The organism is Streptomyces sp. H39-S7 (assembly GCF_027158205.1).
In the GTDB taxonomy this organism is placed as follows: Bacteria; Actinomycetota; Actinomycetes; order Streptomycetales; family Streptomycetaceae; genus Actinacidiphila.
Window position 1 is genome coordinate 62,647 of sequence record NZ_JAPVLU010000007.1, and the last position, 14,109, is coordinate 76,755.

A 14,109-nucleotide genomic window follows, 5' to 3' on the forward strand; every position below is an offset into this window, starting at 1 on the left:
GGAGGGGTGCGTGCTCGGATGAGTAGTAGCTCCAACCGGTCCATGGGGGCGTGGGCCGAGGCAGAGCGGCAGCGGCAGCGCCAGTTGGAGGCGTACCAGCGGCAACAGCGCGCCGCCGAGCGGGAGCTCGCCCGCAGCAATCGCGAACAGCAGGTGGCATACCGGCAGCGCCGCGAGGCGGAGGCGATCCGGCTCACCGGGGAACTGGAAGCACGGGTCGAGTCGCTGAGCCGGCTGCTCGCGGCAGGCTGCCGGGCGCCGGCGTTCCGCACGAACGCCCTTTTGCGGAGCGAGCAGTTGGAGCCGTTCACCGCGGGCCGGCTCGCCGTACCGGTGCCGATGCCGAACCCGGGCGCCTACCACCCGGAGTCGAGTTGGGGGTTCGGCTCGGGGCGGCGGGCGCAGGAGGAGGCGAGGTCCCGGTACGAGCGCGACCTGTCCGCGGCCAGGACCGCGGAGGAGCGGCGGCAGCAGCAACTGACGGCGTACGGCCGGCAGTACGACGAGTGGCGGGCCGCGCAACTGGCGGAGATCCGGCGGCACAACGCCGGCATCGCGGAGCACGTGGCCGGGCTGCGCCGCGGTGACCCCGACACGGTCGTGGAGTACTTCTCCGCGGCGCTGTACGCGTCCACGGCGTGGCCGGAGGGGTTCCCGCGGCAGGTGTCGTGCGCGTACGACCCGGCCGCCCGCCGGCTCGTCCTGAACTGGGAGCTGCCGGGGTACGACATCGTGCCCGCTGCCCGGTACGTGCGGTACCTGCCCTCCGTCGACCAGGACAAGGAGACGGCCAGGCCCGTGGGACAGCGCAGGTCCCTCTACCGGGACGTGCTGGCGCAGTCCGTTCTGCTGGCACTGCGCGAGCTGTTCGCGGCGGACGAGTTCGGCACCCTGGACTCGGTCACCCTGAACGGCTTCGTGGACGACCACGACCCCTCGACCGGCCTGCGGGCCCAGCTCTTCCTCGCCACGGTCGCGGCGGACCGCCAGGTCTTCGACCGGCTGAACCTGGTCCAGGTCAGCGCCGTGGACTGCCTCGTCGACGGCCTCGGCGGCAAGCTGTCCGCGCGCCCCGACCAGCGCACGGTGGTGCGGCCCGGCACGGTCCCGGGGGATCTGGGCCGGGCGACGGTCTCGCACGGGGGAGGCGAGGACCCGGACCTGTTCGAGATGGACCCCGTCGAGTTCGAGTCGCTGGTCGCGGAGTTGTTCCGGGCCCGGGGGATGCAGGCCGTCATGACGCAGCGCTCCAACGACGGCGGCGTCGATGTGGAGGCGCTGGACCCGGATCCCATCAGCGGCGGCACGATCATCGTCCAGGTGAAGCGCTACCGCCACACCGTGCCGCCCACCGCCGTGCGCGACCTGTTCGGCACGGTGCAGGGGGCGGGCGCGAACAAGGGCGTCCTCGTGACCACCTCGGGTTTCGGACCCGGTTCCTACACGTTCGCCAACGGCAAGCCGCTGACGCTGATCTCCGGTACCGAGCTCGTCGAGCTGCTGAGACACCACGGGCTGCGTGGCCGGCTCGGCGGCGGCCCGGCGACGGTGCCCGCCCAGCGGACCGTCCCGCCGGCTTCGGCGTCCGCTCCGGAACCCGAGTACAACCTGCTGGGGATGAACTGGTCGGGGAGCGTGGCGCTGGACGTGTGCGCGCTGGTCTGCCGGGGGAACCGCGCGTTGAGCGACGACCACTTCGTCTTCTTCAACAACGCGCGGACTCCCGACGGGGCGGTGCGCGCGGTGTCCCGTCCCGCACGGGACAAGGCTGCCGTCCGGGTCGCGTTCGACGCCCTGCCGGCGAGCGCGGACCGGCTCGTGCTGGCGGTGTCGATCGACCCGGAGATCAATCCGAACGCGGACCTCGCCGGCTTCACCGACTCGTTCATCCGGCTGTCGGACGGATCGGGAGCCGAACTCGACCGGTTGGAGGTCTCGGACGGCCGGGCCGGGGAGACCGCGCTGATCCTCGGCTCCTTCCGCCGCCGGAGCAGTGGCGACTGGGAGTTCGTCATCGGCGGTAAAGGCTATGAGGGCGGACTGGAAGCGCTGGTTCGGGAATACGGCATCGACGTCGGATGAATCCTGTCGCGCCGATCGCCGCCGCGGTGCGCCATTTTCCGGACGGCAATCTCCGACGCGCCGCAGGAAATGCGAACGCATGTACGCGGGACGGAAATTCGACGGAGTAATTCACGGCAAAGGGTCAGCTGTTGGGAACGCGCAGCTTCGCCCAGGAGACGGGACCGGGCCAGCCGTTCGCGTCCGGTCCCCGATAGCCGATCTTGTGCTGGAACCTCGCATACGAGCGCCGGTCGGTATCGGTCCACTGCGGGCCGGGCCCCCGGCTGTACAACGCCACTCCCTCGGCGACCAGCCGGCGCCCCATCGCCGTGATGATCGGGCTGTGCGGTGCGGTGCGGAACCACTGCGCGCCCGGGAACGGCTCCAGGGCGGACGGGCCGGGGGCGGGGACCGGACGGGGCCAGGCCGGGTCGGCGGAGTCGATGCCGCCCGCGTACTTCGGGTACCCGTAGCCGTACACCCGGGGCGAGGTGCGATCCCGCACCCGCCGGTAGACCCCGTCACCCTCCGCGGAGCCGTTGACGTTGGTGTTTCCCTCGATGGTGTAGATGTGCGCGGCGTCGAACCGCTCCACCACACCGGTGTGTTCCGAGCCGCCGGCGCCGTAGAAGACCTGGGCGCCCACCGCCGGATACTCCGAGAACCGCCGGCGCTCCTTGAACCATCCGACGCCGGTGGCGCACGACGCGGTGCGCGGGAAGAGGGCGCCGGCGCCGGCGCGCAGCGCCACCCAGGAGACGAAGGTCGCGCACCAGGGCTGGCCCTGCGACCACTCCAGACCGGGGACCTCGTCGCTGTACCGCTGGATGTTGTTCCAGTCCCCGTTCTCACGGCCCTCATGGACGCCGACCTGTCCTGCCGCGGCCTCCGTGACCGCGTCGGGATCCCCTTGCACCGTCTGGACCAAGAGCGGATCTGCTGACATGCCCATCACCCCCGCGGGCTCCACTGTGGAGCCCGTAAAGTCATGTTCCTCGGGCCGCCTTGCGGAATTCGTGCAATCCGCGTGCAACGTGATTACCAGGTCCACTTCTCATCCATGAGATCCGCGTGTTAAACAATGAACGTGAAAGACGCACCATCGGTCTGGGGGGAGGCGATGGAGTTCCGCCTGCTCGGACCGGTCACCATCGCCGACGAAAACCGTTCGATCAGCCCGGGAGGGCGCAGACAACAGGCTGTCGTGGCGGCCCTGCTGATGCACCGCAACACCTTCGTTCCGGTGCCCCGGCTCATCGACTACGTGTGGGGCGACGACGCGCCGCCCAGCGCGGTCAACAGTCTGCAGAGCTACGTCTCGCGCTTCAGGAAGCTCCTGGAACCGGTCCCGGCCGCCGGATCGGCGAGCCCGGTGCGCAGCGTGCCCGGCGCGTACTCCCTGCACGCCCCGGACGAACAGGTCGACGGAGCCCGGTTCGCGCGGCTCGTGTCGGACGGCCGTTCGCTGCTGGAGGCGGGCCGCGCGATGGAGGCGTACCGCCGCCTGAACCGGGCGCTGCGGCTGTGGCGCGGGCCGGCGATGGCCGGCCTCGCCGATCACGAGCCGCTCGCCGCGGAGATCACGAGGCTGGAGGAGCTGCGGACGTCCGCGACCGAGTACCAGGCGACGGCGGCCCTGGCACTGGGCAGGAACGAGGAGGCCGTCGCCCTGCTCAGGGGCGTCATCCGGGAATGCCCGCTGCGGGAGGGGCCGCGCGCCGGCCTCATGCTGGCGCTCTACCGCTCCGGCCGGCAGGCGGAGGCACTCGCCCTGTTCAGGACGACCCGAAGGATGCTCATCGACGAGCTGGGGGTGGAGCCGGGCCATGAACTGGCCCGGCTCCAGCAGTCGATCCTCCGCCAGGACCCGGCGCTCGCCAGGTCGATCCTGGCCGTCTGACCGACCCTCAGCGTCCGGAGCGGCCGAAGAACCAGGAGGGAACGGAGGGGGAGGCCGGTCAGCGGGTGGCGATGGCCGGGTCGCTCGTACCGGGCCGGCCCGTCTCGACGTGGCCCGCCAGACGGCGCAGGAAACCGCCGTCCTGGTCGGAGGCGACCGTCAGGTCGTACCAGTCGTGGCTGCGGCGCGGGTGCGCGGTGTGGAGGGCGCGGGCGCCGGGCCGCAACCGGTAGACCGCCGGCCGCTCCTTTCCGTAGCCGTCCTTGACGGTGAGCTTGACGGTCGTCGTGCCCGGGTTGCTGAGCACCAGGCGCACCTGGCCGTCGCCCCCGTCATGGGTCGCGGTGACCTCGGGGCCCCGGCTGCCGGCGTGGCCCGCGAACTGCCGCAGGAAGCCGTTGGGGCCGTGCACCGTGAAGTCGTAGGCGCCGCGCCCCGCCGGGGCGACGGCCAGGTGGTCCGACAGCCGCCGTCCCGCCTCGACGGTGTACGTCCACGGGCCGTCCGTGCCGGTCGCGGAGGTCACGTACAACTGTGCCCCGGCCTTGCCGTGGTTGGCGAAGTCGACGCGCAGCCGGTGCTCCTCGACGTCGACCGCCGCATCCGCGGCCAGGTCGTAGGGCAGCGCACGGGCCGGCCGCAGTCCGGGTTCCTGCTTCGGCAGCACCGGGTTGGCCGGGGGCACCGGCACGTAGTCGGGGTGCCGGTCGCGGTCCGGCGGCAGGTAGCCGGCGGTGTCGGGCAGCGCCGGGACCCGGGTGTCGGCCCGGCCGAACTGGAACGCGGTGGTGAGGTCGCCGCAGACCGCCCGGCGCCAGGGCGAGATGTTGGGCTCGTGCACGCCGAAGCGCCGCTCCATGAACCGGATGATCGAGGTGTGGTCGAACACCTGGGAGTTGACCCAGCCGCCCTTGCTCCACGGGGACACGACGAGCATCGGGACGCGCTGCCCCAGGCCGTAGGCGCCGGGGACGCTGTGGTCCGTGCCGGCGGGCGTGAAGAGCTCGTCCGTGATGTCCACGGTCGACCGGCCCTGCGCCGGGGACGACGGCGGGTACGGCGGCACGACGTGGTCGAAGAAGCCATCGTTCTCGTCGTAGGTGATGAAGACGGCGGTCTTGCTCCACACCTCGGGATTGGAGGTCAGCGCGTCCAGCACCTGGGAGATGTACCAGGCGCCGTAGTTGACCGGCCAGTTCGGGTGCTCGGTGAAGGCCTCGGGCGCCGCGATCCAGGAGACCGCGGGCAGCCGGTCGGCCGCCACGTCGGCCTTGAGGATGTCGAAGAAGCCCTCGCCCGCCTTGGCGTCGGTGCCCGTGCGGGCCTTGTCGTACAGCGGGTCGCCCGGCTTCGCGTTGCGGTACTGGTTGAAGTAGAGCAGCGAGTTGTCGCCGTAGTTGCCCCGGTAGGCGTCCTCGATCCAGCCCCAGCCGCCCGCGGCGTCGAGCCCGTCGCCCACGTCCTGGTAGATCTTCCAGGAGACCCCGGCCTTCTCCAGGCGCTCGGGGTACGTCGTCCAGGAGTAGCCGGCCTCGGCGTTGGTGATGACGGGCCCGCCGCCGGTGCCGTCGTTGCCGGTGAACCCGGACCACATGTAGTAGCGGTTGGGGTCCGTCGGGCCGATCAGCGAGCAGTGGTAGGCGTCGCAGATGGTGAAGGTGTCGGCCAGCGCGTAGTGGAAGGGGATGTCCTCACGCGTCAGGTAGGCCATCGTCGTCGCGGTCTTGGCCGGTACCCAGCGGTCGTACTTGCCCTGGTTGAAGGCGGCGTGGCCGCCGTTCCAGTCGTGGTTGAGGTCCTGGAGGAACTGCAGTCCCAGGTTGTCCGCCTCCGGGTGGAAGGGCAGGACGTCCTTCGTGCCGTCGGACTGGTGCCACACCGACTTGCCGCTGGGCAGGACCACCGGGCGGGGGTCGCCGAAGCCGCGGGCGCCGCGCAGGGTGCCGAAGTAGTGGTCGAAGGAGCGGTTCTCCTGCATCAGGACGACGATGTGCTCGACGTCGCGCAGGGAGCCGGTGCGGCGGTTCGCCGGGATCTCCGCCGCTCGGGCGATGCTGTCCGACAGCAGGGAGGCGGCGGCGGTGCCACCGGCCAGCTGCATGAATCGTCGGCGGTCGATGGCGGTCATGAGAAGCCGGCCTCCAGGGTCGTCCATGGCAGTGCGGGTGCGCTGACAGTCTCCTCAGGCGGTGGAGAACCCCCTGCGACCGACGGATGGAGCGACGGTGAACACTCCGCCAACCACGATCACTCGCGGGCGAGCGACATGCTCGCACCGACCGGTACCGAATCCAAGAGGACGTCCCGGCCCGGTGAGGCCGCCGGCCGCGTCGCCGAACCCCGTACCGGCGCATCGTGTGCGTCACAAACAGTCAGGTCCGGGCTATATCGCTCCCACCCGGGGGGCCGGGGTGGCACGATGGCGGCATGACCACCGGGCCGGCGTCCCGCACCGCACGAGCCGCGATGTTCGCGGCCGTCTGCGTGGTGCTGGCAGCGCTCGGACACGCCTGGGCCTCCGGCGCCCCCGTTCCGTGGTGGTCGCTCTGCGCGGCCTTCTCCGGTACGGCCTCGGCCGCCTGGTGGCTGGCGGGGCGGGAACGCGGCGTCCTGGTCGTCACCGGATCCACGGTCATGGCCCAACTCGGCCTGCACGCCCTGTTCGGGCTCGCCCAACCGCCCGGCCCGGGAACGGCCGGCCCCATGGCCCACGACATGCCGGGCATGCCGGGCATGCACGGCGCCGCCGGCCTGTCCGGAGTCATGCCGACCGGCGATCCGCACATGAGCATGGATATGTACGGTTCCGCCGGTCGGCCGATCACCGCCGCCGACCTCATGGGCATGTCGTCCGGCGGCCACGACTCCACCATGATGTTCCTCGCCCACCTGCTGGCCGCCGTGGTCTGCGGGCTGTGGCTCCGGCGCGGTGAGGCGGCCGCCTTCCGGCTCGGACGAGCCCTGTCGGCCCTGATGGCCGCCCCGTTGCGACGCGTCTGGCGCGTGCTGTGCCGCTCCTTCCGCACGGTGCGGGACAACGGCCGACCGAGCCCGCGCCGCACCGCCGACGACGCCCCCGCGCACGCGCTGCGCGGGGTCCTGCTCCACCATGTCCTGTCCCGCAGGGGCCCACCAGTCATCGCCCGGCACTGCTGAAGCCGCTCGATCCCGGGCGCCCGGCCGGTAGGCCGCGCGCCCGGGTGACGGGCGGAGTGCCCGCCTGCCCGTACGCCGCCGCGCTCTCGGCGGGCGACGTCGCGCAGGCCGGTCCCTGACCACGCGGCTCTCTTCCGCCCACCCGCCGACCGCGGGCGGGGGACAGGACCCAGGCCGTCCGTACGGACACCGCCGGTCCCGAGACGCCGTTCGCCGACGGCCGCGTCACGCCGTGGTGCGGCCGTGCAGCACGAGAAGGACCTTTTGCGATGACTCATGCCCTGGTGAGGGGCGCCCCGAGGGCGTCGGCTCGCAAGGACGACGAACAGGTCACCGAGTGGGCGCTCGCCGCGCGCGGCGGTGATCCAGCGGCGGTCGCACGTTTCGTGGAGGCCACCTACGGCGACGTCTGGCGGTTCACCGCCCACCTCAGCGGCGATGTGAACGGCGCCGACGACCTGACGCAGGACACGTTCCTGCGGGCCCTCGGCGGCCTGCCACGGTTCGCCGGCCGTTCCGGCGCCCGGACCTGGTTGCTGTCGATCGCCCGCCGGGCCGTCATCGACCGCTACCGGCACGCGGCCGCCCGGCCCCGCATCTCCGACGCCGTCGACTGGCGCAGCGCCGCCGAGGGGACCCAGCCCGTCGGGGTGCCGGGCTTCGAGGAGGGCGTGGCGATGCTCGAACTGCTCGACACCCTGCAGGCGCCACGCCGTGAGGCGTTCGTCCTCACCCAGCTGCTCGGGCTCTCCTACGCCGAGGCGGCCTCGGCGACCGGCTGCCCGATCGGCACCATACGGTCGCGCGTCGCCCGCGCCCGCGACGACCTGGTCGTCCTGTTGAAGGCGGCGGAAACGGCGCCGCGCCGGGAAGCCGTCACCGGGCGACCCGAGCACCCCGAGTGCCGGGAACACCCCGCGCCGCCCGTGCTCCGCCGCGACGGGCGGCGGAGCGGCACGTACCGCATCCGGCAGAACCGCCTCTCCCAGCCCGTTTGGAGCCCGGCATGACCCCTGAGATCGAAAAGGCCTTCGCCGAACTGCGGGACCAGTACGGAGCGGGGTCCATCGTGCGCGTCGAGCAGATGCTGGACGCGGGGCGGCGGGACCGCCACCCGTTGCAGAAGGGCGCGAAGTGGATCATGCCAGGGATCTCGCAGCGCCCATGGCACGACCCGTACGAGCATCAGGAGCCGGCGCCCGTGGTGCGTGCCCTCGAGGCCGCGCACCCGGCCATCAAGGACGAGCTGGCGGAGGCCTGGTCGGAGCGGCGTGCCGCGTTCTCCGACTACGAGCACTACCTGACACGCCAGGAGAACTGGCAGGCACTGTACCTGTACCGCCGCGGCGGTCTGGTGCGGGAGTCGGCGGACGTCGTGCCGACGGCGTTCAGGGTGCTCGAGGAGTACGCGGTCGACACCGGGACGATCTGCCCGCTCCTGGAGAGCCACTTCTCCACGCTGCTGCCCGGCGCGTCGATCGCTCCGCACCACGACCTGTGGAACTTCAGCATCAACCTGCACCTCGCCGTGGACATCCCGGAGGGATGCGGCATCACGGTCGCCGGTGAGACCAGGAGCTGGGAGGAGGGGAAGTGCCTGCTGTTCGACTACTCCTTCGAGCACGAGGCGTGGAACCGCGGCAACCGGCCGCGCACCGCCCTGCTGATCGACCTCTGGCACCCGGACACCACGATCCCGGAGCGCGCGGCGCTCGTCGCCCTCATCACCGAGATCCGCAAGCTGATGGGGGAGGAGTGACGGCGGACGACGAGGGGTGACGGGACGTCGTCCGCCCGGGATCAGGCTCCCGGGCGGACGACCACGGCCTCGACACGCACCTCGCCGCTGTTGCGGAAGCGCAGGACGAACGGGATCCGCTCGCCCAGCGGCAGCCGCGGCGGACGCTGGATCATGACGTCGAGCCCGGCCGGGTCCATGGTCACGGCGCCGTGCGCGGGAACGGCGACCGGCCCGGCGGGCGTCATCCGGCCGGCTCCGTCGCGGACGACCGTCCGGGTGAGCATCCCCGGCCCCAGGACCGGGGAGTCCACCGACAGCAGGGTGTCGGCCGTACCGCCGGAATTCTGCACGGTGAAGAGGGCCGCGGTCGCCTCGGTGTTGGCGGGCCGGAAGACCCGCGCGTCGGTGACGGTGATCCTGGCCGGGCTCTCACCGGCCGCGCCCGTCGCCGTGTAGGCCGTGAGCAGCGCCAGCACGGCCACGCAGGTGGCCACCGGGAGCAGGGCGGCGCGCAGCGGCCCCGGTACCTCGAGGATGACGCCGGCGGCGGGCCGGTCGGGGCCGTCGTCGAGCTGGGGACTCATCGCGCACCCGCCAGGGACCGTTCGCCGTCCGGGCGCCCGGGCCGTCGACCGGACCGCCGTGGGCCGGACCCGGAACCGGGCCCGGTGTCGTGCGAAGGGGCGCACAGCCGCAGGCTGTTGCCGACGACCAGCACCGAGCTGGCCGACATCGCCAGCGCCGCGAACATCGGGTCGAGCCAACCGGTCGCCGCGAGCGGCAGCGTGAGGACGTTGTACGCGAACGCCCAGCCGAGGTTGACGCGGATCGTGCGCAGGGTGCGGCGGGTGAGGCGGACCGCCTGCACGACCGCCTCCATGTCCTCGCGGACGAGGGTGATGTCCGCCGCGCCGATCGCGGCGTCGGTTCCCGTGCCCATCGCGATCCCGAGGTCGGCGACGGCCAGCGCCGCGGCGTCGTTGACCCCGTCGCCGACCATGGCCACCCGCCTCCCGGACGCCCGCAGTTCGGCGATGATCTCCGCCTTGCCCTGGGGGGCGACGCCGGCGTGCACCCGGGTGATGCCGACCTGCTCGGCGACCGCCGCTGCTGCGGCGGGACCGTCGCCGGTCAGCAGGACCGACTCGATGCCCAGCTCCCGCAGATGGCGCACGGCACGGTAGCCGGAAGGCCGTACGGTGTCACCGACGGCCAGCACGGCGACGGCCCGGCCGTCCATTTCCACGACGACGGCGGTGTGCGCGGCGTGTTCCGCCCGGTCGAGTGCCCGGCGCAGGACCTCGGGGAGGCCCGATCGGTCGCGGGGGGCGATCACCCGGACCTCGTGACCCTCGACCCGGCCGGTCACGCCCACCCCGGGCAGCGCCCGGAAGTCCTCGGCGCCGGGCGGGGCGGCGCCCTCCTCGGCGCGGCGGCGTGCGGCGGCGGCCACCGCCCGTCCGATGGGGTGCTCCGAGCCGTGCTCCACCGCACCCGCGAGCCGCAGCACCTCGGAAGCGGTCGGCCCGTCGGGGACGGTCTCGGTCGCGACGAGGGTCATCCGGCCGCTGGTGAGTGTGCCGGTCTTGTCGAACACGACGGTGTCGACCCGGCGCAGCCGCTCCAGTGCCCCGGGTTCGCGGATGAGGATGCCCAGTTGCGCGCCGCGTCCGGTGGCCGCGAGGAAAGCGGTGGGAGTGGCGAGTCCGAGCGCACAGGGACAGGCGACGACGAGGACGGCGACGGCCGCGGTCACGGCGGCCTCGGCGCCCGCCCCCGCTCCCAGCCAGAAGCCGAGCACGGTGCAGGCGACCGTGACGACGGCGGGGACGAACACGCCGGCGACGGAGTCCGCGAGCCGCTGGATCCGGGCCTTGCCCGCCTGGGCGTCGGTCACCAGGCGGGTGATCCGCTCGAGTTGGGTGTCGGCGCCGACAGCGGTCGCCCGCACCACCAGCAGACCGCCGGAGTTGACGGCCGCACCGACGACCGTGGCGCCGGGGCCGACCTCCACCGGTGTGCTCTCGCCGGTGACGAGGGAGAGATCGAGCGCGGAACTGCCCTCCACCACGACGCCGTCGGTGGCGACCTTCTCACCGGGCCGGACGAGGAACTCCTGGCCGACCCGCAGCTCCGCGATGGGCATCCGCCGGCCGCCCTCGCCGTTCCGGCCCCGCAACTCGACGTCCTTCGCGCCGAGTTCGGCCAGCGCCCGGAGCGCGGAGCCGGTGCCCCGCCGGGCGCGCGCCTCCAGGTAGCGCCCGGTCAGCACGAACAGCGGAACACCGACCGCCGCCTCCAGATACACGTGCGCGACCCCGTCACCCGCCGACGGCAGCCAGCTGAACGGCATCCGCATGTTCTGCTCGCCGGCCCCGCCGACGAACAGCGCGTACACGGACCAGAGGAAGGAGGCGCTCACCCCCACCGACACCAGCGTGTCCATCGTGGCCGCCGAGTGCCGCAGCCCCCGCAGGGCCTGCCGGTGGAACGGCCAGGCGCCCCAGGTGGCCACGGGCGCGGCGAGGGTGAAGCACAGCCACTGCCAGTGGTTGAACTGCCAGGCCGGGACCATGGACAGCAGCATGACGGGCAGCGCGAGCGCCGCGGTGCCGAGGAGGCGGTCCCGGTCGGCGGCGCGGGCGGCACCGTCGGTCGCGTCGGTGACGGTTTCCGTGCCGGCCCGTGCGGGCGGGGGCGGGAGTTCGGCGGTGTAGCCGGCCTGCTCGACGGCGGAGATCAGCCGCTCGGCGGGTAGCTCCGCGGGGTGGGTGACGCGGGCCCGGCCGGTGGCCAGATTCACGCTGGCGGTCACGTCCGGAATCCGCGCGAGCTTCTTCTCCACGCGTCCGACACAGGCAGCGCACGTCATACCGCTGACGACCAGGTCCGTGGTGACCACGGAGGGGGCCGTCATCGTCCGGCCGCCGGAATCTCGGGCCCCTGCGATCCCATACCGCCCATGCCCGGCATCCCCCCGCCGTCGGAGCCCGGGTCCGATCCCGGGTCCGATCCCGGCGAGGAATCTCCCGGGGCCGGATCTTCCGGTGCCGGCGCGTCATTTCCCGTCCGGTGGATTCCGGGGGATACGGGACCGGCCGCCCGGCCCACCGCGAATGAGGCCGCCGTGAGCATCACCAACAACAGCAGGAATCCGAGCAGGGCCGGTGGTGGCGCGGCCCTGGATATACGCCAGGAGTTGGCGGAACGCGAAGGAGTACGGGTTTCTGCCACGGGAGTCGATGCCACTCCCTAATGTTTGCATGCTGTACGGGGCTGGTAGGGCGATCCGCAACCCAGTAAGGTGTGATGAAAAATATCGGAGACGTCGGGAACTGAACGGCTCCGTCATCCGACTACTAGAAAACACCTGTTGAGAGCCGGTTCGGCGGCAACGAGGCGGATTCACGGAAGTTGCGGTCAGAATTCGCCATCTCCTGCGCCCCGCAGTGCTCCGGGAATGGCCAAAAATAGCAGGTTTGATCACCGGCCGGGTTGACAAGGTCCCCGCCGATGCCTATTTGTTTGGCCGGTTTCCGGCGGCACATCCGCCTTGCTCCGCAGCGGCGGCACCGCCGGATCACAACAATTCCGTATGCGCAACGCCATGGTGAGCCAGTCCAAATCGAATGCCTGGTGTTTGCCGCGTTCCGGAGCCTCGGTAAGGATCCAGAACGGGCCGCGCTCCCGGCGTATGACGGACATACGACCAGGGGCGCATCCAAGGGGGAACGTCCGAGCATGTCTGCACTGAAGGCACCACCCGCTCCAACGCGCCAACGTCTTGGACTGTCCTTGTTCGTTCTGGCCACCGCTCAGCTCGTCATCGCTCTCGACTTCAACGTCGTCTACGTCGCGCTCCCGAGCATCGGCAGCGGCCTCGGCTTCTCGGCCCAGGACCTGCAGTGGGTGGTGAGCGCCTACGTCGTCGCCACCGCCGGGTTCCTGCTGCTGGGGGGCCGGGCGACCGACCTGCTCGGCCGCCGGCGGATCTTCACCGTCGCCGCGCTGCTGTACGCCGGCTCCTCGCTCGTCGGAGGACTGGCCGGATCCGCCGCCGTCCTGGTGGCCGTCCGCGCCGTCCAGGGCATCGGCGGGGCACTGCTGTTTCCCGCCACTCTCTCTTTGATCAATACGCTGTTCAGTGAGGGACCCGCCCGCAACCGGGCGCTCGCCGTCTGGGGCGCCGCGGGCGCGGGCGGACTGTGCTTCGGCTCGCTGCTCGGCGGTGTCCTCGTCGACGCGTTCGGCTGGCCGTCGGTCTTCTTCGTCAACGTGCCGCTGGCCGCGCTGATAGCCGTCGCGGGGTGGATGCTCTTCCCCGCCGACGAAGTGCGCGACCGGCGGCGGGCGTTCGACGTGGCCGGCGCGCTCGCGGCGACCGGCGGTATCACCCTGCTGGTCTTCGTGCTGGTGCACGCGCCCGAGGCCGGCTGGGCGAGCGCCTCCGTCCTCGGCTGCTCGGCGGCCTCCGTCGCCCTGCTCGTGGCCTTCGTGGTCATCGAGACCCGTACCCGGGACCCGCTCACCCCGGCCCGGCTGTTCGCCCACCGCAGCCTGGTGGCCGCGATGGCCCTGACCGCGGTCTTCAGCGCCACCTTCAGCTCACTGCCGTACTTCCTGACGCTGTACTTCCAGACGGTGCGCGGCTACAGCGCCCTGCAGACCGGGCTCGCCTTCCTCGTCCCGGCGCTCGTGGTGGCGGCCGGCACCAAAGCCGGCGAGCTGGCGGTCGGCGCGATCGGGATGACGAAGACCCTGCTGGGGTCCCTGCTACTGGGTGCCGCCGGCGTCGCCCTGCTCGCGCCGGGGCTGACCGCCGACGGCTCGTACGGGCGGGTGCTGCCCGGGATCGTGCTGCTCAGCGCCGGGCAGGGCGCCGGGTGGACCGCGATGTGGATCGCGGCGGCCACCGGCGTCGCGCCCGGCGACCAGGGCGTCGCGTCGGGACTCGCGTCCACCACCCTGCAGATCGGCGGCGCGGTCGGCCTCGCGGTGCTGGTGGCCGTCGCCGACACCGGACGCCACGGCGCCCTGCACGGCGCCGCGCTGCGCCTCGCCCTGCTGGGCGACATCCGCACGGCCGTCTACGTGATCGCGGCGGGCATCTGTCTGGGCACGGTGGTGCTGCTGGCCTTCCGCAGAGTGCCGACGTCCTGACCCCGGATTCCTGACCCGGCCCTGACTCCGCCCGCCCGGCCTGTCGCCGACTGCCGTCCTGCCGTCCGCCGCCGCTCCCGCTTCCCTC

General features: G+C 72.3%; 10 protein-coding genes. 6 read left to right on the forward strand and 4 right to left on the reverse strand.

Going from position 1 to position 14,109, the window contains the following annotated elements; genetic code table 11:
- The first annotated feature begins 18 nt into the window (after positions 1-18).
- Positions 19-2,082, forward strand: coding sequence for a restriction endonuclease (locus tag O3X23_RS08645; RefSeq protein ID WP_269270620.1), 2,064 nt, complete (start codon positions 19-21; stop codon positions 2,080-2,082).
- A 124-nt stretch (positions 2,083-2,206) separates the two neighbouring features.
- Here O3X23_RS08645 and O3X23_RS08650 read toward each other — a convergent pair whose 3' ends face one another.
- A complete protein-coding gene (locus O3X23_RS08650) occupies positions 2,207-3,010 on the reverse strand; it encodes a peptidoglycan-binding protein (RefSeq protein ID WP_269270621.1) in 804 nt (267 codons plus the stop codon).
- 141 nt (positions 3,011-3,151) lie between these two features.
- On the opposite strand from O3X23_RS08650, the gene O3X23_RS08655 reads away from it, so the two are divergent.
- On the forward strand, positions 3,152-3,964 hold the full coding sequence (locus tag O3X23_RS08655; RefSeq protein ID WP_269270623.1) for an AfsR/SARP family transcriptional regulator: 813 nt from the start codon (positions 3,152-3,154) through the stop codon (positions 3,962-3,964).
- 58 nt (positions 3,965-4,022) lie between these two features.
- On the opposite strand, the gene O3X23_RS08660 is transcribed toward O3X23_RS08655, so the two are convergent.
- Positions 4,023-6,092 carry a phosphocholine-specific phospholipase C gene (locus tag O3X23_RS08660; protein WP_269270624.1) on the reverse strand — a complete coding sequence of 690 codons (2,070 nt, stop codon included), beginning with the start codon at positions 6,090-6,092 and terminating at the stop codon, positions 4,023-4,025.
- Positions 6,093-6,391: 299 nt separating this feature from the next.
- Here O3X23_RS08660 and O3X23_RS08665 point away from each other — a divergent pair, with 299 nt between their 5' ends.
- The 3 genes from O3X23_RS08665 to O3X23_RS08675 all read left to right on the forward strand — a co-directional run bounded on the left by O3X23_RS08665 (position 6,392) and on the right by O3X23_RS08675 (position 8,879).
- Entirely contained in the window at positions 6,392-7,120 is a 729-nt protein-coding gene (locus tag O3X23_RS08665; protein WP_269270625.1) for a hypothetical protein, read from the forward strand.
- 269 nt (positions 7,121-7,389) lie between these two features.
- A complete protein-coding gene (locus O3X23_RS08670) occupies positions 7,390-8,130 on the forward strand; it encodes a sigma-70 family RNA polymerase sigma factor (protein ID WP_269270626.1) in 741 nt (246 codons plus the stop codon).
- Entirely contained in the window at positions 8,127-8,879 is a 753-nt protein-coding gene (locus tag O3X23_RS08675; protein WP_269270627.1) for an aspartyl/asparaginyl beta-hydroxylase domain-containing protein, read from the forward strand. Before O3X23_RS08670 ends, O3X23_RS08675 begins: the two co-directional genes overlap by 4 nt.
- A 41-nt stretch (positions 8,880-8,920) precedes the next feature.
- On the opposite strand, the gene O3X23_RS08680 is transcribed toward O3X23_RS08675, so the two are convergent.
- The gene (locus O3X23_RS08680) at positions 8,921-9,445 is read right to left on the reverse strand and encodes a copper chaperone PCu(A)C (protein WP_269270628.1); all 525 of its coding nucleotides are present in this window, start codon (positions 9,443-9,445) and stop codon (positions 8,921-8,923) included.
- Positions 9,442-11,778 (reverse strand): heavy metal translocating P-type ATPase, encoded by a 2,337-nt coding sequence (locus O3X23_RS08685; RefSeq protein WP_269270629.1) that lies wholly within the window; start codon positions 11,776-11,778, stop codon positions 9,442-9,444. The genes O3X23_RS08680 and O3X23_RS08685 overlap by 4 nt, the downstream gene beginning before the upstream one ends.
- A gap of 824 nt (positions 11,779-12,602) precedes the next feature.
- Here O3X23_RS08685 and O3X23_RS08695 point away from each other — a divergent pair.
- Positions 12,603-14,021, forward strand: coding sequence for an MFS transporter (locus tag O3X23_RS08695; RefSeq protein ID WP_269270632.1), 1,419 nt, complete (start codon positions 12,603-12,605; stop codon positions 14,019-14,021).
- Positions 14,022-14,109 lie beyond the last annotated feature (88 nt).